Below are 24,608 nucleotides of genomic sequence, written 5' to 3' on the forward strand. Positions count from 1 at the left end.
TTCGAGGGCCGGGGTCCAGGTTTTCGGGGGACGGGCGGGACGAGCATCGGGGCAGCGGCCCGCGCTCCGCCGGTGATCTGACACCATTCCCCGGGGGCCCCGTTCGGCGGATGGACGGGGCTCGTTTGGAGAGACTTGCGACCAGGGGACGGATGGGACCGCGCAGTGCGGGGCTACGAACGCCAGGAGCGAGAGCCGGCGGCTGACGTCGACCATCTCTCTCGGTTCGAGGCCGAGATGGAGCGGCTGAAGACCGAGCGGGAGAAGGCCGTCCAGCACGCCGAGGACCTCGGCTATCAAGTCGAGGTGCTGCGCGCCAAGCTGCACGAGGCGCGCCGCAGTCTGGCGACCCGGCCTGCCTACGACGGCGGTGACCTCGGCTACCAGGCCGAGCAGCTCCTTCGTAACGCGCAGATCCAGGCCGACCAGTTGCGCGCCGACGCCGAGCGCGAGATGAGCCAGGCCCGCGCGCAGACTCAGCGCATCCTCCAGGAGCACGCCGAGCAGGCCGCCCGCCTCCAGGCGGAGCTGCACCAGGAGGCGGTCACCCGTCGCCAGCAGCTCGACCAGGAGCTGGGCGAGCGCCGGCAGACCGTCGAGTCGCACGTCAACGAGAACGTGGCGTGGGCGGAGCAGTTGCGCGCCCGCACCGAGCAGCAGGCCCGCCGTCTCCTGGAGGAGTCGCGTGCCGAGGCCGACCAGTCGCTGGCCGCCGCCCGCGCGGAGGCCGAGCGGGTCGCCGCCGAGGCCCGCCAGCGGCTGAACGCGGACGCCGAGTCGGCCCGCGCCGAGGCCGAGGCGCTGCTGCGCCGGGCCCGCACGGACGCCGAGCGGCTGCTGAACGCGGCCTCCACCCAGGCCCAGGAGGCCACCGACCACGCCGAGCGGCTGCGCAGCTCCACGGCCACCGAGTCGGACTCCGCCCGCCGCCAGGCCACCGAGCTGAGCCGGACCGCCGAGCAGCGCGCGACCGAGGCCGAGACGGCGCTGCGTGAGGCGCGGGCCGAGGCGGAGAAGACCCTCGCCGAGGCGAAGGAGTCCGCGGCCAAGACCCTGGCCGGCGCCGAGTCGGCGAACGAACAGCGCATGCGTACGGCGAAGGAGCAGGTCGCCCGGCTGGTCAGCGAGGCCAACCAGGAGGCCGAGACGACCAAGGCCGACGCCGAACAGGTCGTCGCCGAGGCCAGGACCAGGGCCGAGAAGATCGTCGCGGAGGCCGAGGAGAACGCCCGCAGCCTCACCGCCGAGGAGACCGCGTCCCAGCTCGCCAAGGCGGCCCGTACCGCCGAGGACGTACTGAACAGGGCGTCCGAGGAAGCCAAGACGACCACCAGGGCCGCCGCCGAGGAGGCCGAGCGGATCCGCGGCAAGGCCGAGGCCGAGGCGGACCGGCTGCGCGCCGAGGCGCACGACATCGCCGAGCAGCTCAAGGGCACGGCGAAGGACGACACCAAGGAGTACCGCGCCAAGACGGTCGAGCTCCAGGAGGAGGCGCGCCGGCTGCGCGGCGAGGCCGAGCAGCTGCGCGGCGACGCGAACGCCGAGGGCGAGCGCATCCGCAGCGAGGCCCGGCGCGAGGCCGTCCAGCAGATCGAGGAGGCGGCCAGGACCGCCGAGGAGCTGCTCGCCAAGGCCAAGGTGGACGCGGACGAGCTGCGGTCGGTCGCCACGACCGACAGCGAGCGGGTCCGCACCGAGGCCATCGAGCGCGCCACGACGCTGCGCCGGCAGGCCGAGGACACCCTTGAGCGCACCCGCACGGAGGCCGAGCGGCACCGCGCCGAGGCCGAGGAGCAGGCCGAGGGCGTCAAGGCGGACGCCGAGCGGGCCGCGGAGGCGCTGCGCGAGGAGACCGAGCGGGCCATAGCGGTCCGCCGCGAGGAGGCGGCCGAGGGGCTCACCCGGCTGCACGCCGAGGCCGAGCAGCGGCTCGCCTCGGCGGAGCAGGCGCTGGGCGAGGCCCGCGAGGAGGCCGAGCGGCTGCGCCGCGAGGCCGCGGAGGAGACGGACCGGCTGCGTTCGGAGGCCGCCGAGCGGCTCCGTATGCTCCGGGCACAGGCCGAGGCGGAGGCCGAGCGGCTGCGCGACGAGGCCGCGGCGGACGCGTCCGCCTCCCGCGCCGAGGGCGAGAACATCGCCGTACGGCTGCGTTCGGAGGCCGCGGCGGAGGCCGAGCGGCTGAAGTCGGAGGCGCAGGACAGCGCGGACCGGGTACGGGCGGAGGCACAGGCCGCGGCGGAGCGGCTGGCGGCCGAGGGTGCCGAGGCGCTGGCCGCCGCGCAGGAGGAGGCCGTACGGCGCCGCCGTGAGGCCGAGGAACTGCTCGGGTCGGCGCGCCAGGAGGCCGACCAGGAGCGTGAGCGGGCCCGCGGACAGAGCGAGGAACTGCTCGCGTCCGCGCGCAAGCGGGTGGAGGAGGCCCAGGCCGAGGCCGTACGCCTGGTCGAGGAGGCCGACCGGCGCGCGACAGAGATGGTCTCGAACGCCGAGCAGACCGCGCAGCAGGTGCGCGACTCGGTGGCCGGGCTGCACGAGCAGGCTCAGGAGGAGATCACCGGTCTCAGGTCCGCGGCCGAGCACGCGGCGGACCGCACCAGGACCGAGGCGCAGGCGGAGGCCGACCGGGTCCGCGCCGACGCCTACGCGGAGCGGGAGCGGGCCAGCGAGGACGCGGGCCGGATCCGGCGGGAGGCGTCCGAGGAGTCGGAGGCCGCCAAGTCGCTGGCGGAGCGCACGGTTTCGGAGGCGATCGCGGAGTCCGAGCGGCTGCGTTCGGAGACGAGCGAGTACGCCCAGCGCGTCCGCACCGAGGCGTCCGACACCATCGCCAACGCCGAACAGGACGCCTCACGGACGCGCGGCGAGGCCCGCGAGGACGCGAACCGGATCCGTTCGGACGCCGCCACGCAGGCGGACACCCTCATCAACGAGTCGCGGTCCGAGGCCGAGCGGCTCACCGTGGAGACGAACGCGGAGGCCGAGCGGGTACGGACGGAGTCCGTGGCCAAGGCCGAGCAGCTCATCTCGGACGCGACCGGGGACGCGGAGCGGCTGCGTGCCGAGGCCGCGGCGACGGTCGGCTCCGCGCAGCAGCAGGCCGAGCGGATCCGCATCGAGTCGCAGCGGATCAGGGCCGAGGCGGAGGCGGAGGCGGAGCGGGTCACGTCGGCCGCGCGCGAGGAGGCCGAGCGGACGACGGACGAGGCGCGCAAGGAGGCCAACAAGCGGCGCTCCGAGGCCGCCGAGCAGGTCGACACGCTCATCACGGAGACGGCGTCGGAGGCCGACAAGCTGCTCTCCGAGTCCCAGCAGGCCGCGCAGAAGACCACGGCGGACGCCGAGGCACAGGCCGACAGCATGGTCGGCGCCGCGCGCAACGAAGCGGAGCGGCTCGTCTCCGAGGCGACCGTCCAGGGCAACTCCCGTGTGGAGCGGGCCCGTACGGACGCCGACGAGCTGCTGGTCGGCGCGCGCCGGGACGCGACCGCGATAAGGGAGCGCGCGGAGGAGCTGCGCGACCGGATCACCGCCGAGATCGAGTCGCTGCACGCGCGGGCCCGGCGCGAGTCGGCCGAGACGATGCGGGCGGCGGGCGACCGGTGCGACGCGCTCATCAAGGCAGCCGAGGAGTCGCTGGCCAAGGCCGAGGCGAAGGCCAAGGACCTGGTGTCCGAGGCCAACTCCGAGGCGAGCAAGGTGCGGATCGCCGCCGTACGCAAGGCGGAGGGTCTCCTCAAGGAGGCCGAGCAGAAGAAGAACTCGCTGGTCGCCGAGGCGGAGAAGATCAAGGCCGACGCCGAGCAGGAGGCACGTCGCACGGTCGAGGAGGGCAAGCGCGAGCTCGATGTCCTGGTCCGGCGACGCGAGGACATCAATGCGGAGATCTCCCGTGTCCAGGACGTGCTGGAAGCGTTGGAGTCCTTTGAGGCACCGTCAGTCGGCAAGGACGCCGGAGTCAAGGCCGGCGCCGCCGCGGGTGCGACTCGTTCGGGTGGCAAGGCGTCAGAGGGCTAGCCATAAGCGTCGATTCCATGCTTTGTAGGGACCTTTGACACAGGCTCTGGCAAGCACTCCGACAGGTAGCCACCCAAAAGGAGTGTCATTCTCCAGATCAAACACGTATCCGCTCGATGACACACCGCTTTGACCCCTAGGATTCCACCTATCACCTCACCGGTCTCATTCGACAGGAACCCCATGAGCGACACTTCCCCCTACGGCTTCGAGCTTGTGCGGCGTGGGTACGACCGCGCTCAGGTGGACGAACGCATTTCGAAGCTCGTCTCCGACCGTGACAGCGCTCTGGCCCGTATCACTGCTCTCGAAAAGCGCATTGAGGAACTCCACCTCGAGACGCAGAACGCCCAGGCCCAGGTAAGCGACGCCGAGCCGTCGTACGCCGGGCTCGGCGCGCGCGTCGAGAAGATCCTCCGCCTCGCCGAGGAGGAGGCGAAGGACCTGCGAGAGGAGGCCCGTCGCGCTTCTGAGCAGCACCGCGAGCTCGCCGAGTCGGCGGCCCAGCAGGTCCGCAACGACGCGGAATCGTTCTCCGCGGACCGCAAGGCCAAGGCGGAGGACGAGGGCGTCCGGATCCTTGAGAAGGCCAAGGGCGACGCCTCGCAGCTTCGCCAGGAGGCGACGAAGGACGCGCAGTCCAAGCGCGAGGAGGCGGACGCCCTCTTCGAGGAGACCCGCGCCAAGGCCGCGCAGGCCGCCGCCGACTTCGAGACGAACCTCGCCAAGCGGCGTGAGCAGTCCGAGCGTGACCTGGCTTCCCGCCAGGCCAAGGCGGAGAAGCGTCTCGCGGAGATCGAGCACCGCGCGGAGCAGCTCCGCCTGGAGGCCGAGAAGCTGCGCACGGACGCCGAGCGCCGCGCCCGTCAGACGGTGGAGACGGCTCAGCGCCAGTCCGAGGACATCGTGGCCGACGCGAACGCCAAGGCCGACCGCATCCGCTCGGAGTCCGAGCGCGAGCTGGCGGCTCTGACGAACCGCCGCGACTCGATCAACGCCCAGCTCACGAACGTCCGCGAGATGCTCGCGACGCTCACGGGCGCCGCGGTGGCTGCCGCCACTCCGGCCGAGGACGAGCCGATCTCGCGTGGGGTACCGGCTCAGCAGTCCCGGTAGTTCCCGGTAGTCGTTCGCATCGGCGACGGCCCGCACCCTCTTCTCGGGGGTGCGGGCCGTCGCCGTACGCACGATGACGGGGTGGTCGTACGCGCGATGACGCGACGGGCGTACGCACATGGCGTCGCGGACCGGGCACGGTGAACAGGGGGCAAAAACACCTTCGCCCAAGTGGCACAGGCGCAACGCCCGTCTTAGCGTGGCCGCATGATCGAGCTCGAGGGGCTGACCAAGCGGTACGGCGACAAGGTGGCGGTCAACAACCTCACCTTCGCCGTCAGACCGGGAATCGTGACGGGGTTCCTCGGCCCCAACGGCGCCGGCAAGTCCACGACCATGCGGATGATGCTCGGGCTCGACCGGCCCACCGCGGGCGACGTGCGGATCGACGGGCAGCACTACGACCGCCTCAAGGACCCGCTGAAGTACATCGGCGCCCTGCTCGACGCCAAGGCCATGCACGGCGGACGCAGCGCCTTCAACCACCTCCTCTGCCTCGCGCAGAGCAACGGCATCTCCAAGGCGCGGGTGCACGAGGTCCTCGACACGGTCGGGCTGACCGCGGTGGCAAAGAAGAAGGCCAAGGGGTTCTCGCTCGGCATGGGCCAGCGGCTCGGTATCGCGGGGGCGCTGCTCGGCGACCCGCGGATCCTGATGTTCGACGAGCCGGTCAACGGGCTCGACCCCGAGGGCATCCACTGGATCCGCAACCTGATGAAGTCCCTCGCGTCGCAGGGCCGCACCGTCTTCGTGTCGAGTCACCTGATGAGCGAGATGGCGCTGACCGCCGACCACCTCGTCGTCATCGGCCAGGGCCGGCTGCTCGCCGACACCTCCATGGCGGACTTCATCCGGCAGAACTCGCGGTCCTACGTCCGGATCCGCACCCCCCAGCGCGAGCGCTTCCTCGACGTGCTGCACAGTGCCGGGATCACCGTCGTCGAGACGGGCGCCGGCACGCTGGAGGTGGACGGCTCCAAGCCGGAGCACATCGGGGAGCTGGCCGCCCGGCACCAGGTCGTGCTGCACGAGCTCAGTCCCCAGCAGGCATCCCTGGAAGAGGCGTTCATGCAGCTCACCGCGGAGTCGGTGGAGTACCACGCGCACACGGACGCCCCCGATCCGGAAGCCGGCCTCGCGGGCACCCCGCACCCGGGCACCCCGCCACCACCCCAGCACCAGTGGGGCGACGACTGGAAGAGGGGCTGAGCATGGCGGCCACGCAGGTCCTGCAGTCCGAGTGGACCAAGATCCGCTCGGTCGCGTCCACCATCTGGACGCTCGGTCTCGCCGCGGTCGTCACGATCGCCCTCGGCATCCTGATCTCGCTGCTGTCCAAGAACGACTTCGACAATCTGAGCGAGAACGACAAGCTGTCCTTCGACCCGACGTTCATCAGCTTCGCGGGCATGAGTCTCGGTCAGCTCGCGATGATCGTGTTCGGAGTGCTCGTCGTCTCGAACGAGTACAGCACCGGCATGATCCGCACCTCGCTCGCGGCCGTCCCGCAGCGCGGCACGTTCCTCTTCAGCAAGATCGCGGTGGCGACGGTCCTCTCCTTCGTCGTCGGCATCATCACCAGCTTCGTCGCCTTCTTCCTGGGGCAGGCGATGCTCGGCTCGCACAAGGCGTCGATCGGCGACCCCGGAGTGCTGCGCGCGGTGATCGGCGGCGGCCTCTACATGACGCTCATCGCCGTCTTCTCCATGGGCGTCGCGACGATGCTGCGCAGCCCGATGCTCTCCCTCGGCATCCTGATGCCGTTCTTCTTCCTGATCTCCAACATCCTCGGCAACGTCTCCGCCACCAAGAAGATCGGCCAGTACCTCCCCGACCAGGCCGGCAGCAGGATCATGCAGGTCGTCACCCCCATCGACGACGACACTCCGTACGGTCCCTGGGGCGGCCTCGCGATCATGGTCGCCTGGGTGGCGGTGGCCGTCGTCGGGGGCTACGCCCTGCTCAAGAAGCGGGACGCGTAGGGTCCGGGCGCGCGGGAGACGGGGGGTCACCGCCGTCCGGCCGGGCCTCCAGTACGCCGTCGAAGTCCGACCATCCCTCCCAGTGCCAGACCTCCTTCTCCAGGTCCGGCTGGAGCGGTACGAAACGGCCGAGTTCGAAGTCGCCGGCGTCCAGGTCGAACCAGCGCTCGTCGGCGACCTCGGTGCCCAGGCCCACGGTCCGCGCCGTGAGCCGCACGAGCAGCTTCACGCCGTGCGACCCCGCCAGGTCCTTGCCCTGGATGTGCCGGAACGGCAGCTCGGCCACCGGCGCCTCCACCGGTATCCACACCGTGAAGGGCGCCCCGCGCTCGACCGCGAGCCAGGACCGCTCGTCCGCCGGCTCCCCCTTCGCGTCCAGCACCCTCAGCCACTGCTTGTAGATGACCAGGCTGCCGTCGTGCGGCGAGCGTTCCAGATAGCGCAGGTGGGCGCGGGCCCGCAGATCCACGACCGAGAGGTTGTCGAAGCGGTTGTAGAAACGGACGGCGATGATCGCGTCCTCGCTGTCCGCGTGGTTTCGCGAGTAGCCGGGGAAGTCCGCGGTCCAGGCGTGCGAGACGCTGGCCCGCTGCCGCCAGACGAACGGCCGCAACGCGAACAGCTTGATGAGCACGATCCCCAGGAGCACCGCGGGCGCCAGGGCACCAGTGACCGAGGCGAAGGTGGCGAGCAGCTGGTGCGCGGTGCTGTCCGCCTCCGGTTCGAGGTTGTCGGTCCCCACACAGGCGCGCAGCACCGTGAGACTGAGGTCGAAGAGCCGCTCCACGCTGGAGAAGCGCTGCTCCATCGACCGCGGCGAGTGTTCCGTCATCGTCCACAGCGCCGCGACGACGACGGAGAGCCCGGCCAGCGCGCCGAGGGTCATCAGCATCAGGGCGTGGACGCTGCGTCCGGCGATCCACCAGCGAACGGACGTACGAAAACGCGGATGTGCCCGGCGCCCCGCGGGCTGCCGCCAGCGACCCGGTCCACTTCTCAGTAAGCTCAACTCACAACTCCTGTAACCGATTTCGCGACCACTCGTACAATGGCACGGCATGATTCCCGGTGTTCGTTCCGGCCAACCCCGCTCATACGGGCGAGACCCGGGCCCACCCCGGGTAGACATCGCGTGGAACGCTGTGCCCGTATCGCGCGACCACCCCCGAAGGGCGTCACCGTGACGACGAAGGACCGAAGCCTCCAAGCTCTGGGCCTGGACGACGTGCCGGCCAAACAGCCGCTCACGTATCCGGGCCGCCCCACCACCGAGCCGTCCCTGCTGACCGGGGGCGAGCTGCTGCATCTCGACGTCCGGCCGCTGCGGCTCGGCGAGTGGTTCGTGGAGGAGCGGGAGGAGTCACAGCGCCTCGACGAGACCCTCGCCGGCCTCGGCCAGGTCACCGCCGGGCGCCGCCACCCGGTCATCGCCGTCGGCTCGAACGCCTCCCCCGGCCAGGTCGCCCACAAGCTCACCCGGCTGGGCATCCCGGCGACCGTGCCGATGGTGCCGGTGGAGGTGCGCGGCATCGGCGTCGGCTGCTCGGGGCACATCAGCCCCGCGGGGTACGTGGCGGGCACGCCGTACGTCGACCGGGACGCGCGGACCACGCTCGTCGTCACCTGGCTGGACTCGACGCAGCTCAAGGCGGTCGACGACACCGAGTTCCCGGACTACCGGCGGGCGATACTCCCCGGCGACGCGTTCGAGATGACCATGCCGTCCGGGGAGCGGCTCGGCGCCGCGTACATCTACTTCAGCGCGCACGGCGTGCTCGCCGACCCGGAGACCGGTCACCCGCGTCCCGGCGGCGGCGACCAGTCCGCGCTGCTCGCCGCGCTGCTCGCCGGCTCCGCCCGGCTGCGCAACCTGCTCGGGCCCGACCCGGCGACCTGGGTGCGCCGCGCCGGGAGCAACTCCTCGCTGCGCGAGCGGGGCACGCTGGTCTTCGGCGAGGAGGGCTGGGTGCTGCCGCAGACCGACTTCCTGCCGTACGTCGACGAAGCGGCCGAGCTCCGGCTGTACGACGACCTGCCCCCGCTGGACGACTCGCTCCCGACCCGTTTCTGACCGGCTCCCGGCCCCGCTTCCACCTCTGACCAGGGCAGACGCGTACCTGCCAAGCAAGCCGCTTGACCTGCGCTGTTTTACTTTCTTTTGAGTGGAACCGTCAGCGCACCGATATCCTCCTAACCCTTACGGGGGCGTGTGCCCCGACGTCCGAGACGTCCAGAACCTTTCGATGGGTGCGGAGCATGATCGAGGCAGTCGGCCTGACGAAGCGCTATGGCGCCAAGACAGCCGTGTACAACCTTTCCTTCCAGGTGAGGCCAGGTGCCGTCACCGGCTTCCTCGGGCCCAACGGCTCGGGCAAGTCGACGACGATGCGGATGATCCTCGGCCTCGACAACCCCAGCTCCGGGCAGGTGACGATCGGCGGCTTCCCGTACCGCAAGCTGCCGAACGCACCCCGTCAGGTCGGCGCGCTCCTCGACGCCAAGGCCGTGCACGGCGGCCGGAGCGCCCGCAGCCACCTCCTCTGCCTCGCCCAGCTGTCCGGCATCCCGGCCCGCCGCGTGGACGAGGTTCTGGGTGTGGTCGGCCTCCAGGACGTGGCACGAAAGCGCTCCAAGGGCTTCTCGCTCGGCATGGGCCAGCGGCTCGGCATCGCGGCCGCGCTGCTCGGCGACCCGCAGGTGCTGCTCTTCGACGAGCCGGTCAACGGGCTCGACCCCGAGGGCATCCTCTGGGTCCGCAACCTGATGAAGTCCCTCGCCGCGGAGGGCCGTACGGTCTTCGTCTCCTCGCACCTGATGAGCGAGATGGCGCTGACCGCGGACCACTTGATCGTGATCGGCCGCGGACAGCTCCTCGCGGACAGCAACATCAAGGACTTCATCTCGCACAACTCGGCCGACTTCGCCCGGGTCCGCACCCCGGACACCGAGCCGCAGCAGCGCGAGAAGCTGACGTCCGCGCTGACCGAGGCGGGCGGACAGGTGCTGCCCGAGCAGGACGGCGCGCTGCGCGTCATGGGGCTGCGGCTGCCGCAGATCAGCGACCTCGCGCACTCCGCCGACGTACGGCTGTGGGAGCTGTCGCCGCACCAGGCCTCGCTCGAGGAGGCGTACATGCGGATGACGCAGGGCGCCGTCGACTACCGCTCCAGCACCGACCAGAGGGCCGGGCTCCAGCAGCAGCTGCCGCCGGGAGCGATGCCGCCGCCGCAGATGCCGGTGCCGGGCCAGGGCCAGCCGAGCTGGTACGCACCGCCGCCGCCGCAGCAGGGCGGCGGGCAGCCGTTCGCGATGCCGCAGGACCAGCCGCAGCCGGGTCCGTACGGCGCGCCGGGTGCTCCCGGCGCGGCTCAGCCGGGCCCGTACAGCGCCCCGGCCGGCGCGGCGCCCCCCACCGCGAACGCCAACCCGTACGCCCAGTCCGCACCCCAGGCTCCCGCAGCCGCCGCCCCCGACCTGACCAAGCCCGAGGACGCCCGATGAGTACGCCCCAGCCCCCGATGCAGCAGCAGGCCGCACCCGACTGGCAGGCGGCCATCGGCGCTTCGTACACCTCGCCGATCCCGGTCACGCGCACCCACCTGGGCCACGCGCTCGCCTCCGAGTGGACGAAGATCAAGTCGGTACGCTCCACGATGTGGACGCTCGGCGTCTTCCTGGTGCTGGTCGTCGGCATCGGCTTCCTCGTCGCCGTCCAGACCAACAACAACGACTACGCCGACGTGCCGTACACGATCCCGGCGTTCTTCGGGCTGATCCTCGGGCAGATCTGCCTGATCACCCTGGGCGTCCTGGTGGTCTCGTCCGAGTACGGGACGGGCATGATCCGTACGACGTTCACGGCCTCGCCGCAGCGCCACCGGGTGTTCGCCGCGAAGCTGATCATCTTCTTCGCGGTGGCGTTCGCCGTGTCGGCCTTCGCGATCGGGCTGGTCGGCCTCTTCACCTCGGGGATGCACAGCGGCTCGTCCGAGGTGTCGTGGGGCGGCACGGTGCTCATGGGCGCGCTGTACGTCTCGCTGCTCGGCACCTGCGCGCTGGCGGTCGGCTCGATGCTGCGTCACTCGGCGGGCGCGATCACCGCGATGCTCGGCCTGGTGCTGGTGCCCGCGATCATGCCCGCGTTCCTGCTGATGTCCGAGAGCCTTCAGACGATCGGCAACAAGATGATGGAGTACGCCGCTCCCAACGCCCTCGCCAAGATCTTCCGTCTGGACTCCGAGAACGGCACGGGCGGCTCGCAGCTCGGCCTGCTCGCCGTGCTGACGGCCGCGGCGATCCTCGGCGCCTTCGTGCTCCTCGAGCGCCGGGACGTCTGACGACGGCCGGGGTGGGTGAAGTCGCCTAGAACCTGGGCGCGTTACGGGACCGCTGCACCCGAGAGGTGCGGCGGTCCTTGGCGTTCCAGCAGGACTTGTGCCAGTGCCGGCGCTCGTCGACACCGGAGTGCTCGGGCCAGGCCACCACGTGCGGGACACCGGAGGGGATCATCTGGTCGCAGCCCGGGCAGCGGTAGGTCTTGCCCTGGGCGCTCGCGCCCGCCACATGACGCACGCTCCATTCCTCGCCCTGCCAGCTCTCCGTGGACTGGAAGCCGCCGTAGCGGCCGCCGTCGTCCGGGGCCGGGCTCGGGCCGGACAGGCCTGCGCCCTTCGGACGGTTGCGACGCGGGGACACAGGACACCTCACGGAGCTATACAAGGAGCAGGGGCCACGTCCAGCCTACGCGGCACACACAGGGGTATGCGTACCCCGCCAAACCGCACAGATCGCCCTCCCGTCGGCCCATTTTGCAGACAATCCGCAAATCTCTCCGACAGGCCGTGTCCTCGGCACGTGTCGGGTGGTTATGCCGGTGGGGGAGCTCCGCGTCGGAGCCAAGGAAGCGGGAAAGCACGATGCACGTTGGAAGTTTTGTACTGGCCGCCCAGTTCCCGGGCCAGGGCCAGGGGGAGGCCCTGCACCGCGCGGTGCGGTCGGCCGAGGTCGCCGAGGAGGCCGGGCTCGACTCGGTCTGGCTGGCCGAGCACCACTTCGTCCCGTACGGCACCTGCCCGTCGGCGATCACTCTCGCGGCCCTGCTGCTCGGCCGTACCCAGCGGATCCGGGTCGGCACCGCGGTGAGCGTCCTGCCCACCGTGCACCCGGTGGCCCTCGGCGAACAGGCGGCGCTGCTGCATGTGACGTCCGGCGGACGGTTCTCGCTGGGCGTGGGGCGCGGCGGCCCCTGGGTCGACCTGGAGGTATTCGGCTCGGGTCTCGGGGCGTACGAGGAGGGGTTCCCGGAATCGCTCGATCTGCTGATGCGCTGGCTGCGCGAGCCGTCGGTGGCGGGCACCGGGGAGCGGTTCGGTTTCCGTGAAGTCGCCGTCGTGCCAAGGCCGTCGGAGTCACTGGGCCGCGCGCCGGGCCCCGAAGTGGTCGTCGCCTGCACCTCACCGGCGAGCGTGCGGCTCGCGGCCGAGCGCGGACTGCCGATGCTCCTCGGGATGCATGTCGGGGACGAGGAGAAGGCCGAAATGGTGTCCCTGTGGCGGCAGTACGCGCGCGTGGCCGGGCGGCCGTCCGACGAGATCTTCGCGGCGGCGCACGTGTCGGCCGGCGTCTGCCAGCTCGCGGACCGTCGCACCGACGCCGTCGAGACGCTCCTCAAGTCGATGCCGGGCTGGCTGAAGCAGGGACTCGAGGCCCATGTGACGGTCGACGGCCGCGCCCGTACGATGCGGGACCCGCTGGCGTACACCGAACTCCTCTGCGGGCTGCACCCGGTGGGCACCCCCCGGCTGTGCGCCGACCGGCTGGCCGCGACCTCGGAACGCACCGGCATCTCACGCTTCGCCCTGCTCGTGGAGGGTTCGGGGGACCTGGCGGCCACCGAGGAGAACGTCCGCAGGCTCGGCTCCGAGGTACTCCCCCAGCTCCGGTGACCGCCCGGAACCGGGAGCCGCGTAGGCCGACGGGCCGCGTACAGGCCGGTCGAGGAGCCGCCTGCGGGCCGGTCGTGGGCCTCGTGCGGCCGGCCGGCGGGCCGGATTCGCGGGAGCTTGCCGCCCCGTACAGATGCACCTCCCGCGTACGGGGCGGCAAGCAGTGCGGCGTTTCCGCGTCAGCAGTCCCTGAACTCGGGTGACTGGTTCAGCAGTTGGCTGCGCACCGAGGTGAAACGCACCAGCGTGTCGTCCACTGAGGTGTCCAGCGGAAACACCGCTACCCGGTGGCAGTTCTGGAATGCGAGCCGCACTCCGAAGTGCCGCTGCAGCGCGCCGCGTATCGCGTCACTCGCGAGCGCACGCAGCAGCTGGCCACGCGCCTGCTCGTCCGGCGGGGGCGTCTGGTTGTCGGCGAAGTTGCCGCCGTCCACCTTCAGCTGGGCCACCAAAGAGCTGATCATCTCCCATGCGTAGGGCAGGGAGGTCCGGACGCAGTCGACGAATTCAGCTTCGTCGACCTCGCCTCGCTCGGCCTTTTCGAGTAGGGCCGGTGAGACGTCGAGCGACATGGGTTCTCCTCTCGCACCCCCAGACCTCGGGGGTTGCCGGACAGGGAAGGGAGTTCGCGACATCGAACACGCTGGGTACACGCACCGCGACCTCCTGCTTATACGGTAAGCAACGGACGGTGACGGCACCAGGAGAATGCGCACATAGCGAACTCCCACTAGGCCCACAATCAGCCACGACCGAACAGTCGTCTTCCAGGGCGAATCGCGTGTACCACTGCCCGTCGAGTAGCGTTGCCGACCATGCGTCTCGTCATTGCCCGCTGCTCCGTCGACTACGCGGGCCGGCTCACCGCCCATCTCCCGTCAGCCCCTCGCCTCATCCTCGTGAAGGCGGACGGCAGCGTCTCGATCCACGCGGACGACCGGGCCTACAAGCCCCTCAACTGGATGTCGCCGCCCTGCACTCTGAAGGAGGGTTCGGGGGACGAGGAGGGCGTCTGGACCGTCATCAACAAGGCGGGCGAGAAGCTCATCATCACGATGGAGGAGATCCTCCACGATTCCTCGCACGAACTCGGCGTGGACCCCGGCCTGATCAAGGACGGCGTGGAAGCACACCTCCAGGAACTCCTCGCGGACCGCATCGAGACCCTCGGCGAGGGCTACTCGCTCATCCGCCGCGAGTACATGACGGCCATCGGACCCGTCGACATCCTGTGCCGGGACGCCGAGGGCCGGACCGTCGCCATCGAGATCAAGCGGCGCGGCGAGATCGACGGCGTGGAGCAACTCACGCGCTATCTGGAGCTGTTGAACCGCGACCCGCACCTCGCGCCGGTCCGCGGCATCTTCGCCGCCCAGGAGATCAAGCCGCAGGCCCGCGTCCTCGCCACCGACCGCGGCATCGGCTGCACCGTTCTGGACTACAACGCGATGCGCGGCATCGAGGACGACAAGCTGCGGCTGTTCTGACCGCAGGACGAAGTGAGAGGGCCGGGTCCGTCAGCGGACCCGGCCCTCTCCTGTCGTTCGGTGCCTCAGATCACCGTGCCACTGGGCGACCCGGCCTCGCCGCTGCTCGCCGGGGCGCTGGTGGCGGTGCCTTCCGACGCGCCCGCGGTGGTGGTCTCCGGGGCGCTGGAGATGGGGCCACTGGCGGAGTCAGTGGTCTCCGGAGTGGTCTCGGACTCCGACGGGGACGGGGTCGGCGTCGTGCTGGGCGACTCCGACGGTGTGCCCGAAGGCGTGCCGGACGACGAGCCCGTCGGCGTCGGCGAGGGCGACTGGGTCGGCGACTTCGTGGGCGACTTCGACGGCGATGTCGCCGGGCCGCTGGAACCCTTCGTCCCGCTCGGGTCGTCCGAAGGCCGTCCGACATCCGTGGGCGTCGGATCGTCCGAAGTCCCGTACGTGCCGTCGGGGCCCGGATCCGTCGGCGTACTCACGGCGCCCGTGGCGGAGTCGCCGCCGCCCTTCTTCGCCTTGTCCGCGCCCAGGCTGTCGTCGGCGGCGCCCTGGGTGGCCGACGGGTTGACGCCGACCTTCTCGGCCGGGGTGTTGTTGTTCGGGTCCGAGGTCGCGCCGAGCGTCACCACGGTGCCGAGCACCGCGACGAGCAGCGCGCCCGCGCCCGCGGCCACCAGGTTGCGCCGGGTGCCGCTCACCAGGCGGCTCGCGACTCCCACCCGCTTCGTGGCGTGGCCGGGCTCCGAGCGGTGGGTGACCAACGTCGGGGGTATACCGGGCTGTTCGGCCGGGAAAGCGGCCGGTACGCCGCCGGGAGGCGACGCCGACTCCTCGTACCGCGACTCGGACACCTCCTCGCCCGCCGCCGCGCCGACGCCGGACAGGACGGCTCCGGAGCGGTCGGAGACCAGGGTGAGGGCACGGCGGCCCGCGGTCGTGCCGCGCTTGTCGGCGAGGGCGCCGCGCAGCCCGATGGAGGCCTCCAACTCCACGCGGGCCCGGTCCAGCTGGCCGCCGCAGAGCGCGAGGACGCCCAACTCGTGGTGGAAGTAGGCCTGTTCGGACACCTCGCCGGAGAGCTGGGAAGCCTCGGCGCCGGAGCGCAGGGCGCGCTCCCAGGCGCTCCAGTGCAGGCCGCCGGCGAACGCGGGCGCGGCCGTACGAGCCAGCCGTACGGCGTCGCTCTCGTCCTCCTCGGCCTGCGGAGGCGTGGCGAGCGGGACCAGGACGCCGAGCGCGGCGAGCAGCGCGTCGGCCTCGGCGCAGACCCGCTCCGGGGTCACCGAGGGGTGCCCGGCCCACCAGGTGTAGTGCTGGGCCGCCGCGAGTGCCTGTGCCTGGGCGTCGTCCGCGTATCCGGCGGCCTCGAGCTGGGCCTGCACGCCGGCGGCGAGCCGGTAGCGGGAGCCGACCGGGGAGACCAGCGCGCAGCCCACCAGTTCGGCGAGCGCGGCGTCCGCGTGGGTGTCGCCCACGAGCGCGGGCAGATGCGCCTGGTGGGGCACCTCGCCGCTCAGCGCGATCGCGAACCGCAGGGTGGCGCGCGCCGACTCGCTGAGCCGGGAGGCGAGCAGGGAGGCGGGCGCGGCGCCCTCGGCGAGCGAGGGCAGCGGGATCTCGGGTTTGTCGGCGGCGTCGAACGGCACGTCGGCCGGCACGGTCTGGAAGACGCCGATCTCGTCGACGGCGCCCGCGGCGGCGCTGAGCTGGTCCCGCTGCCGCAGCAGCGCGCCGGCCTGCACGAAGCGCAGTGGCAGTCCTTCGGACTCGAACCAGAGGTCGCCCGCCCAGTTCGACTCCTCCTCGGTCAGGACGCGTCCGACGGCCCGCTCCAGGAGTTCGAGGCCGCCACTGCGGTCGAGGCCGCTGAGGAACACCTCTTCGAGGAGGGAGTCGGCGGCCGGCGCGGGGACGTCGGGTGTCGCGGCGATCAGGAAGGCGCACTCGGGGGTCGCGTCGAGCAGGTCGTCGAGCGGGGCACCACCGAACTCCACGTCGTCGAGGACGACGACCGCGCCGATCTCGTTGACGAGCCGGAGCAGTTCGTCCCGTTCGGGCCGGTACCGAGGAGCGTCGTAGACGGCGGCGAAGAGCGCGTACAGCACATCGCTCGCCGTGCGCCGGTACCCGGAGAGGCGTACGACACCGTCGGGGGCGAGGTCCGCGCAGTCGTCGGCGACGGCGTCCAGCAGGCTGGTGCGGCCCGAGCCGGCGGCGCCGGTGAGGCGGACCGAGCGTCCGCGCGCGAGGAGGCGTACGAGCCGCTCGCGCTCCTCCTGGCGCTCCAGGAGCGGCAGTCGGAGCTGGGCGGGGCCCGGCGGGACGGGAGCCTGGGTCGCGCGGCTCAGTTCGGCGCGATCCTCCGCGCCGTACTTCACCGGGCGCGGTGGCCGCTCGCCCGGCGGGCAGGCCTCTATCTCGCTGCCGTCGACGGGGTTGACCGTGAGCAGGAAGTCGCCCGAGACGAGTTGAACGGTGCGGGCGAGCACCGGCGCGTGCTGCCCGAAGTCGGTCGTGAGCGGTTCGCGTGGCGGGCGCGAGCGAGGCGCCTGGCCGTCGTCGTCATGGCCGTACTCTTCGGGTCCCCGGTTGTTCGGGTCCATGTTCCTAGCCCCCCAAAAGCGTCGTGTGCCGAGCCCCTCCCGGCCTTGCTGCACACCGCGCTGTCGCTTCTGGTCCGGTGCCCGCTCCAGGGTTTCAGTCGGCGGGCAGCCGAACCCTAAACCTTCGCACAGTATCTACGAACAGGCGGGGTACCGCGCGGTCCGAGACGTCACAGCTTCGTGAGGATTGTGCGCGTGATGCCGTTCGTACACCGTTGTGCCGGTCACACCCGGGGCAGTGACTCCACGCCGATGCCGCCCTCGATCGCCAGGATCCGGTGCAGCCGGGTGGCCACCAGCAGGCGCTGCATCTGCGCCGGTACGTCACGCAGTACGAGTCGCCTGCCGCACCGCCCGGCGCGTCGGTGGGCCCCCATGATGACACCGAGCCCGGTGGCGTCCCAGGAGTCCAGCTCGGACAGGTCGAGCACCAGGTCGCCGGCTCCGTCGTCGACGGCCGAGTGCAGGACCGTGCGGGCGTCCGCCGCGCTGCGCACGTCGAGGCGGCCCCCGACGACCAGCTCGGTGTGGTCGCCCCTGATGTACATATGCGCTCCCCGAGAGTGCTTCTCGTACTCCGCGTCTGTCTGTGCACCGTCTGACTGCCCGAGGGGCAGTGTGGTTGCTGTTTGTGAGCGAACCGATACCGAATTCACCTCAAGGGGTGAAGCCCCAGAGGCGCGTGCGGTTTCGGTGACCGCCACTGACGGGTGGTACTTGTGCCATGGCTTGTGGGTGGTGCCCGGTTCCGTGCTCGTGGTGCCCGGTTCAGTGCTTGTAGAAGCCCTGCCCGCTCTTGCGTCCGATGTCACCGGCGTCAACCATCCGGCGCATCAGCTCGGGCGGCGCGAACTTCTCGTCCTGGGTCTCGGTGTAGATGTTGCCGGTGGCGTGCAGCAGGATGTCGACGCCCGTGAGGTCGGCGGTGGCCAGGGGACCCATGGCGTGGCCGAAGCCCAGCCGGCAGGCTAGGTCGATGTCCTCGGCGCTGGCCACGCCCGACTCGTACAGCTTCGTCGCCTCGACGACGAGCGCCGAGATGAGACGGGTCGTCACGAAGCCGGCGACGTCACGGTTGACGACGATGCAGGTCTTGCCGACCGACTCGGCGAACTCCCGCGCGGTGGCGAGGGTTTCGTCGCTCGTCTTGTAGCCGCGGACCAGCTCGACGAGCTGCATCATCGGCACCGGCGAGAAGAAGTGGACGCCGACGACCCGTTCCGGGCGCTCGGTAGCGGCCGCGATCTTCGTGATCGGGATCGCGGAGGTGTTGGAGGCGAGCACGGTGTCGTCGCGGACGATGCTGTCGAGCGTCCGGAAGATCTCGTGCTTGACCTCCAGCTTCTCGAAGACCGCCTCGACGACGATGTCCGCGTCGGCGGCGGCGTCCAGATCCGTGGTGGTCGTGATGCGCCCGAGGGCGGCGTCCGCGTCCGCGGCCTCCAGCTTGCCCTTGCTCACGAACTTGTCGTACGAGGTCCTGATGCCGTCGATGCCACGCTTCAGCGCCTCGTCGGTGACATCGCGCAGGACGACGTCCCAGCCCGCTTGCGCGGAGACCTGGGCGATGCCGGACCCCATGAGTCCGGCTCCGATGACGGCGAGCTTCCGTGCCACTCCGACTCCCCTTAACACGCTGTTCAAGTTGGCCTCTCCGGCGGACCCTAGCGCTCGTGAGGGCCCCTGTGTCCGCTTAGTAATGCGCGTCACGTCTCAACAGACGGACATCACACCGGATGGCTCACCCAGTGCCCCGCGACCCGTAGTTGAGCCTGCCCGCGGGCTGGCTCGTCCCCTGCCGTACGACGTCCCGGCCGCCCTCGCCCGCCGTGACGGTGGGCACAGGTACCTGCCGGAGGGCGGGGGCGTAACTACGCTGGCCCCATGGTCAATCTGACGCGCATCTACACCAGAACCGGCGACCAGGGCACCACCGCTCTCGGCGACATGAGCCGGGTCGCCAAGACCGACCTGCGGATCTCCGCGTACGCGGACGTCAACGAGGCGAACGCGGCGCTCGGGACGGCGATCGCGCTCGGCGGGCTCGACGAGGAGGTCGTCGCGGTCCTCACCCGGGTGCAGAACGACCTGTTCGACGTGGGGGCCGATCTGTCGACGCCGGTGGCCGAGGACCCCGCGTTCCCGCCGCTGCGGGTCGAGCAGTTCTACATCGACAAACTGGAGGCGGACTGCGACCGGTTCAACGAGCGGCTGGAGAAGCTCCGCTCCTTCATCCTGCCCGGCGGCACGCCCGGCGCGGCTCTGCTGCACCAGGCGTGCACGGTCGTACGACGGGCCGAGCGGTCGACGTGGACGGCGCTGGAGTCGTACGGGGAGGTCATGAACCCGCTCACCGCGACCTACCTCAACCGGCTATCGGACCTGCTCTTCATCCTTGCCAGGACGGCGAACAAGGACGTCGGGGACGTGCTCTGGGTCCCGGGCGGGGAGCGCTGACCCGGGCGCCTTCTTCGGCCAGACCGTGTAGGTCAGGGCCACCAGGCCGTGGATTCCCGCCGCCCGCAGGGCCACCCACTGGAAGGACCGCAGGGACTCGGTGTCGCCGTCGCCGACGTACCAGACCGCGGCCTGGAGGAGGGCGCAGGCCACGGCGGCCATCAGTAGGGTGCGGAGCCAGAGGCCGCCCTCGTGCCGGGCGCGGGCCAGGCCGTAGCGGGGCGGCTTCGGCGGCCGCGGGGCGCCCGCGAGGCGGTGGGCGGCGTGGCCGTCGAGCCAGCGGATCGTGTAGTGCCCGTAGGCGACGGTGAAGCCGATGTAGAGCGCGGCGAGCCCGTGCTCCCAGCTCGGATCCGCGCCGTTCCTGAGGTCGATCGCCGTGACGACGAACAGCACGAGTTCCAGGACGGGCTCGCACAGCAGCAGGGCCACGCTGGTGCGGCGCATCTTCAGCAGGTAGCGGACGGCCAGACCCGCGGCCAGCAGCACCCAGAAGCCGACTTCACAGGCGATGATCAGTGCGACGATCACGGTTCGCTCCTTTCGGTCACCTTTTCAGGCTCCCGTGCGCGGCGGCGCGATTCGTCGTCGGTGATGACGAAGCCGGACTGCATCCTTCGATGTAGCCGCGGACCGTCCTACGGGACCGGGCGACGCGGCGACGTTCCGTGTTGGATGGAGCCATGGCCGTGACACTCCCCCGCCCGCACCGGGACGACGCGCGCATCGCGCTCGCGGGGCTGCTCGGCGGGCTGCTCGTGTGGGGGGCCGGCCTCGGCAGCCGCCCGGCCGACGAGCCGGTCGTGCTCTGGCCGGGACAGTGGCCGATCCTGCTGCCGCTCGCCGTGATGACGGGCTGCGAGCTGCTGCGGCGGACCCGCCCGCGCTCGGCGCTGCTGGTGGGCGTCGCCGCGCTGACCCTCGACACGGTCACGCAGGGCAACCTGGTGACCGTCGTGATGTTCACGGACCTCGTGTACGCGACGGTGGTGTACGGACCGCCCGCCACCGCCCGCCGGGTCCTGTGGATCAGCGGGCTGTTCACGGTGGCCGGCGCGGTGGTGCCCTTCGCGGTCTGGCGGGTGCCGGAGACCCTGCTGATCGGTGTGGTCATCGGCATCGTGGTGTTCACGCCCGCCGCCACCGGCTGGGTCGTGCGCAACCACCGGGACACCGCCGTCACCGAACGCCTCCGCGCCGAACAGACCGCGCTGCTCGCCGAGATCGACCGCGCCCAGGCGGTCACGGCCGAACGCGCCAGGATGGCACGGGAGTTGCACGACATGGTCGCCAACCACCTGTCCGCGATCGCCATCCACTCCACGGCCGCGCTCTCCCTCGACGACCCCAGGACCTCGAAGGACGCGCTCACCGTGATCCGCGAGAACAGCGTCGAGGGCCTGGCCGAGATGCGGCGGCTCATCGGCATCCTGCGCGACGACAGCGGGGACAAGGAGCCCGCGGCGGCTCCCACCCTCGACGGCCTCGAAGCGCTGGCGGAGAGCGCCCGCGCCAACGGGCTCGACATCACCCTCGACGCCGCCCACGAGTCCCGGCTCCCCACCCCGGTCGAGCTCGCCGCCTACCGCATCGTCCAGGAGTCCCTGACCAACGCCCTCAAGCACGCCTCCCCCGGCCGCGTCACCGTCACCCTGGCCCAGCTCGACGGCTCCCTCACCGTGCGGGTGTCCAGCCCCTACGGTGACCGGGACGGGCCGCGCGCGCCCGGCTCGGGGGCCGGGCTGGTCGGCATGCGTGAGCGGGTCGCCCTGCTGAACGGCACGTTCGAGGCGGGCCCCGAGGTCTCGGGCCGGGCCAAGGTCTGGGCCGTGCGCGCCACCCTGCCGATCACCCACAGAACCGAGGGAGACAACGAATGATCCGCGTGCTCGTCGCCGAGGACCAGTCCGCCGTACGGGCCGGGCTCGTCCTCATCCTGCGCAGCGCGCCCGACATCGAGGTGGTCGGCGAGGCCGGGGACGGCGAGCAGGCCGTCGAGCTCGCCCGTCGGCTCCGGCCGGATCTCGTCCTGATGGACGTCCAGATGCCCCGGCTCGACGGCGTCTCCGCGACCCGTCGGGTCGTCGACGAGCAGTTGGCCGACGTACTCGTCCTCACCACCTTCGACCTCGACGAGTACGTCTTCGGGGCACTGCGCGCGGGCGCCTCCGGGTTTCTGCTGAAGAACACCGAGGCCCGCGACCTCCTGGAGGCGGTCCGCACGGTGGCCCGCGGCGAGGGGCTCATCTCGCCCACGGTCACCCGCCGGCTGATCGCCGAGTTCGCCGCGAAGCCCGTACGGGATCCTGGGCCGGACCCGGCGGTCCTCGAAGCCCTCACCCGGCGGGAACGCGAGGTGCTCTCCTGCCTCGGCGAGGGAATGTCCAACGCGGAGATCGCGACGCGCCTCGATATGGCCGAGGCGACGGTGAAGACGCACGTCAGCCGCCTGCTGGGCAAGCTGGAGCTGCGCAGCCGGGTTCAAGCGGCGGTGCTGGCGCAGGAGTTGGGCGTGTAACAAGTAATCGCGAGCATTGCCCACAGTGGTCTGGACCTATTGACCTATGGTCCAGACCTTTCTATTGTCCTGCGCACCTCATCAAATCCCCCGGAGGAACCGCGGATGCGCTTCAGACACCGAGCCAGACAGAGAGCCGTGGCAGGACTCACCACCCTGCTGCTCCCGTTCGCCGCCATGGTCGGCCTCGCGAGCCCCGCCCAGGCAGCCACCTCGGCCACCGCCACGTTCGCCAAGACCCAGGACTGGGGAACCGGCTTCGAGGGCAAGTGGACCGTCAAGAACACCGGGACCACGAGCATCAGTTCCTGGACGATCGGCTGGGACTTCCCGTCCGGTACGTCCGTCAGCTCGGCCTGGGACGCGGACGTCACGTCCTCCGGCACCCGCTGGACCGCCAAGAACAAGTCCTGGAACGGCACCCTCGCCGCCGGCGCCTCCGTCTCCTTCGGCTTCAACGGCTCGGGCAGCGGCGCCCCCTCCAACTGCCTCCTCAACGGCGGCTCCTGTGACGGCGGCCCCACGGTGCCCGGCGACACGGCCCCCACCGCGCCCGGCACCCCGACCGCCTCCGGCATCACCAACACCGCGGTGAGCCTGTCCTGGTCGGCGGCCACCGACGACAAGGGCATCAAGAACTACGACGTCATCCGTGACGGCGCCACGGTCGCCACGGTGACGGGCACCTCGTACACGAACACCGGTCTGACCGCCGGCACCGACTACTCGTACACCGTGAAGGCCCGCGACACCGCCGACCAGACCGGTCCGGCGAGCGGCTCGGTCGCGGTGCGCACCACCGGCGGCACCACCGACCCGCCGCCGACCGGCAACGCCGTGAAGCTCGGCTACTTCACCGAGTGGGGCGTCTACGGCCGCAACTACCACGTCAAGAACCTGGTCACCTCCGGTTCCGCGTCGAAGATCACGCACATCAACTACTCGTTCGGGAACGTCAAGAACGGGCAGTGCGTGATGGACGACTCCTACGCCGCCATCGACAAGGCGTACACCGCCGACCAGTCGGTCAGCGGCGCGGCCGACACCTGGGACCAGCCGCTGCGCGGCAACTTCAACCAGCTGCGCCAGCTCAAGGCCAAGTACCCGAACATCAAGGTCCTCTGGTCGTTCGGCGGCTGGACCTACTCGGGCGGCTTCACCCAGGCCGCGGCCAACCCGACCGCCTTCGCGCAGTCCTGCAAGGCCCTGGTCGAGGACCCGCGCTGGGCCGATGTCTTCGACGGCATCGACATCGACTGGGAGTACCCCAACGCCTGCGGCCTGTCCTGTGACGCCTCCGGCTTCAGCGCCTTCAAGACGCTGTCCTCCGCGCTGCGCACCGAGTTCGGCAGCAACTACCTGGTCACCGCGGCCATCACGGCCGACGGCTCCTCCGGCGGCAAGATCGACGCGGCCGACTACGGCGGCGCCTCGCAGTACCTCAACTGGTACAACGTGATGACGTACGACTACTTCGGCGCCTTCGCCCCCACCGGCCCGACCGCTCCGCACTCCCCGCTGACCTCGTACAACGGCATCCCGGCGGCCGGCTTCAACTCGGCCGACGCGATCGCCAAGCTGAAGTCGAAGGGCGTGCCCGCCAACAAGCTGCTCCTCGGAATCGGCTTCTACGGCCGCGGCTGGACCGGCGTCACCCAGGCCGCCCCGGGTGGCACGGCGACCGGCGCGGCACCCGGCACGTACGAGCCTGGCATCGAGGACTACAAGGTCCTCAAGAACACCTGCCCGGCCACCGGCACCATCGCCGGCACGGCCTACGCGTACTGCGGCAACAACTGGTGGAGCTACGACACCCCGGCCACCATCGGTACGAAGATGGCCTGGGCCAAGTCCCAGGGCCTGGGAGGCGCGTTCTTCTGGGAGTTCAGCGGGGACACCACGAACGGTGAACTCGTGAGCGCCATCAACAGCGGCCTCAGCTGACAGAAGCAGAGCTAAGCCACATTGACGCGCTGACCGGGCGGGGCTGCTTCCAGCCACGCGAGAAACCCGGTCAGCGCGTCTTCGCTCATCGCCAGTTCGAGACGCGTGCCCCTGTGCAGACAGGTGAGAATGATCGCGTCGGAGAGCAGCGCGAGTTCCTCCTCGCCCTCCGGGGCACGCCGGCCCGCCACCTCGATCGCCGAGCGCTCCAGGACGCGGCGCGGGCGGGGGGCGTAGGAGAAGACGCGGTACCACTCGATGCGGTCGCCGTTGTAGCGGGCGACGCCGTAGCCCCAGCCCTTGCCGTTCGTGTCGGACTTCTCGGGCACGTCCCAGCGCAGGCTGCAGTCGAAGGTTCCCCCGGAGCGCTGGATCAGCCGGCGGCGGAGGCCGAAGACGAACAGTCCGATCACCACGAACGCCACTACCAGGCCGCACACAGTCAGAGCGAGGACCATCGACACCGACCTCCTCGTCTCCTAGGTAAAGCAGGTAAAGAAACGGAAAAAAGCACCCGCATCGCCTCAGCCGCGACCCGGTCCGGAGCA

At 70.9% G+C, this 24,608-nt stretch carries 21 protein-coding genes; 13 read left to right on the forward strand and 8 right to left on the reverse strand.

The features are described 5' to 3' along the window. The first annotated feature begins 165 nt into the window (after positions 1-165). The 4 genes from scy (at position 166) to ACIBLC_RS17705 (ending at position 7,112) form a co-directional block, all read left to right on the forward strand. The gene (gene scy, locus ACIBLC_RS17690) at positions 166-4,014 is read left to right on the forward strand and encodes a polarized growth protein Scy (RefSeq protein WP_399211868.1); all 3,849 of its coding nucleotides are present in this window, start codon (positions 166-168) and stop codon (positions 4,012-4,014) included. 183 nt (positions 4,015-4,197) lie between these two features. Continuing rightward, the gene (locus ACIBLC_RS17695) at positions 4,198-5,130 is read left to right on the forward strand and encodes a cellulose-binding protein (RefSeq protein WP_399211869.1); all 933 of its coding nucleotides are present in this window, start codon (positions 4,198-4,200) and stop codon (positions 5,128-5,130) included. Between the two features lie 207 nt (positions 5,131-5,337). Beyond that, positions 5,338-6,339 (forward strand): ABC transporter ATP-binding protein, encoded by a 1,002-nt coding sequence (locus ACIBLC_RS17700; RefSeq protein WP_399211870.1) that lies wholly within the window; start codon positions 5,338-5,340, stop codon positions 6,337-6,339. A gap of 2 nt (positions 6,340-6,341) precedes the next feature. Then, positions 6,342-7,112, forward strand: a complete 771-nt coding sequence (locus tag ACIBLC_RS17705; protein WP_399211871.1) for an ABC transporter permease — start codon at positions 6,342-6,344, stop codon at positions 7,110-7,112. Here ACIBLC_RS17705 and ACIBLC_RS17710 read toward each other — a convergent pair. Next, positions 7,093-8,004, reverse strand: a complete 912-nt coding sequence (locus ACIBLC_RS17710) for a hypothetical protein (protein ID WP_399211872.1) — start codon at positions 8,002-8,004, stop codon at positions 7,093-7,095. The two genes, ACIBLC_RS17705 and ACIBLC_RS17710, sit on opposite strands and share 20 nt — an antisense overlap. A gap of 288 nt (positions 8,005-8,292) precedes the next feature. Here ACIBLC_RS17710 and ACIBLC_RS17715 point away from each other — a divergent pair, with 288 nt between their 5' ends. From ACIBLC_RS17715 to ACIBLC_RS17725, 3 genes are all read left to right on the forward strand, one after another. Further along, positions 8,293-9,183 carry a hypothetical protein gene (locus tag ACIBLC_RS17715; protein WP_399211873.1) on the forward strand — a complete coding sequence of 297 codons (891 nt, stop codon included), beginning with the start codon at positions 8,293-8,295 and terminating at the stop codon, positions 9,181-9,183. A gap of 185 nt (positions 9,184-9,368) precedes the next feature. Then, positions 9,369-10,613, forward strand: coding sequence for an ATP-binding cassette domain-containing protein (locus ACIBLC_RS17720; protein WP_399211874.1), 1,245 nt, complete (start codon positions 9,369-9,371; stop codon positions 10,611-10,613). Further along, positions 10,610-11,449, forward strand: a complete 840-nt coding sequence (locus ACIBLC_RS17725) for an ABC transporter permease (RefSeq protein WP_399211875.1) — start codon at positions 10,610-10,612, stop codon at positions 11,447-11,449. The genes ACIBLC_RS17720 and ACIBLC_RS17725 overlap by 4 nt, the downstream gene beginning before the upstream one ends. A gap of 25 nt (positions 11,450-11,474) precedes the next feature. Here the strand turns inward: ACIBLC_RS17725 and ACIBLC_RS17730 are convergent, their stop codons facing one another. Further along, on the reverse strand, positions 11,475-11,807 hold the full coding sequence (locus ACIBLC_RS17730) for an ATP/GTP-binding protein (protein WP_399211877.1): 333 nt from the start codon (positions 11,805-11,807) through the stop codon (positions 11,475-11,477). A 221-nt stretch (positions 11,808-12,028) separates the two neighbouring features. Here ACIBLC_RS17730 and ACIBLC_RS17735 point away from each other — a divergent pair, with 221 nt between their 5' ends. Then, positions 12,029-13,057 carry an LLM class flavin-dependent oxidoreductase gene (locus ACIBLC_RS17735; RefSeq protein WP_399211878.1) on the forward strand — a complete coding sequence of 343 codons (1,029 nt, stop codon included), beginning with the start codon at positions 12,029-12,031 and terminating at the stop codon, positions 13,055-13,057. A gap of 179 nt (positions 13,058-13,236) precedes the next feature. Here ACIBLC_RS17735 and ACIBLC_RS17740 read toward each other — a convergent pair whose 3' ends face one another. Then, a complete protein-coding gene (locus tag ACIBLC_RS17740) occupies positions 13,237-13,629 on the reverse strand; it encodes an SCO5389 family protein (protein ID WP_383681158.1) in 393 nt (130 codons plus the stop codon). A gap of 243 nt (positions 13,630-13,872) precedes the next feature. On the opposite strand from ACIBLC_RS17740, the gene nucS reads away from it, so the two are divergent. Continuing rightward, the gene (nucS, locus tag ACIBLC_RS17745) at positions 13,873-14,544 is read left to right on the forward strand and encodes an endonuclease NucS (RefSeq protein ID WP_399211879.1); all 672 of its coding nucleotides are present in this window, start codon (positions 13,873-13,875) and stop codon (positions 14,542-14,544) included. Positions 14,545-14,609: 65 nt separating this feature from the next. Here the strand turns inward: nucS and ACIBLC_RS17750 are convergent, their stop codons facing one another. From ACIBLC_RS17750 to ACIBLC_RS17760, 3 genes are all read right to left on the reverse strand, one after another. Then, positions 14,610-17,141, reverse strand: a complete 2,532-nt coding sequence (locus ACIBLC_RS17750; protein WP_399211880.1) for an ATP-binding protein — start codon at positions 17,139-17,141, stop codon at positions 14,610-14,612. 224 nt (positions 17,142-17,365) lie between these two features. Next, positions 17,366-17,689, reverse strand: a complete 324-nt coding sequence (locus tag ACIBLC_RS17755) for an STAS domain-containing protein (RefSeq protein WP_399211881.1) — start codon at positions 17,687-17,689, stop codon at positions 17,366-17,368. Between the two features lie 220 nt (positions 17,690-17,909). Continuing rightward, positions 17,910-18,758, reverse strand: a complete 849-nt coding sequence (locus tag ACIBLC_RS17760) for a 3-hydroxyacyl-CoA dehydrogenase family protein (protein WP_399211882.1) — start codon at positions 18,756-18,758, stop codon at positions 17,910-17,912. A gap of 267 nt (positions 18,759-19,025) precedes the next feature. Here ACIBLC_RS17760 and ACIBLC_RS17765 point away from each other — a divergent pair, with 267 nt between their 5' ends. After that, entirely contained in the window at positions 19,026-19,598 is a 573-nt protein-coding gene (locus ACIBLC_RS17765) for a cob(I)yrinic acid a,c-diamide adenosyltransferase (protein ID WP_399211883.1), read from the forward strand. Here the strand turns inward: ACIBLC_RS17765 and ACIBLC_RS17770 are convergent. Further along, a complete protein-coding gene (locus ACIBLC_RS17770; protein ID WP_399211884.1) occupies positions 19,515-20,129 on the reverse strand; it encodes a hypothetical protein in 615 nt (204 codons plus the stop codon). The genes ACIBLC_RS17765 and ACIBLC_RS17770 overlap by 84 nt on opposite strands. Before the next feature lie 152 nt (positions 20,130-20,281). Between ACIBLC_RS17770 and ACIBLC_RS17775 the strand changes: the two genes are divergently transcribed. The 3 genes from ACIBLC_RS17775 (at position 20,282) to ACIBLC_RS17785 (ending at position 24,060) form a co-directional block, all read left to right on the forward strand. Then, positions 20,282-21,478: a sensor histidine kinase gene (locus tag ACIBLC_RS17775; protein ID WP_399211885.1), complete on the forward strand. Its 1,197-nt coding sequence runs from the start codon at positions 20,282-20,284 to the stop codon at positions 21,476-21,478. Then, positions 21,475-22,116: a response regulator gene (locus ACIBLC_RS17780; protein WP_399211886.1), complete on the forward strand. Its 642-nt coding sequence runs from the start codon at positions 21,475-21,477 to the stop codon at positions 22,114-22,116. The genes ACIBLC_RS17775 and ACIBLC_RS17780 overlap by 4 nt, the downstream gene beginning before the upstream one ends. Positions 22,117-22,221: 105 nt before the next feature. Continuing rightward, entirely contained in the window at positions 22,222-24,060 is a 1,839-nt protein-coding gene (locus ACIBLC_RS17785; protein ID WP_399211887.1) for a glycosyl hydrolase family 18 protein, read from the forward strand. Positions 24,061-24,071: 11 nt separating this feature from the next. Here ACIBLC_RS17785 and ACIBLC_RS17790 read toward each other — a convergent pair whose 3' ends face one another. Continuing rightward, positions 24,072-24,518 carry a DUF2550 domain-containing protein gene (locus ACIBLC_RS17790; RefSeq protein WP_399211889.1) on the reverse strand — a complete coding sequence of 149 codons (447 nt, stop codon included), beginning with the start codon at positions 24,516-24,518 and terminating at the stop codon, positions 24,072-24,074. Positions 24,519-24,608: the final 90 nt, after the last annotated feature.

Origin of the sequence: Streptomyces sp. NPDC050535, assembly GCF_044457665.1 — a bacterium.
In the GTDB taxonomy this organism is placed as follows: Bacteria; Actinomycetota; Actinomycetes; order Streptomycetales; family Streptomycetaceae; genus Streptomyces.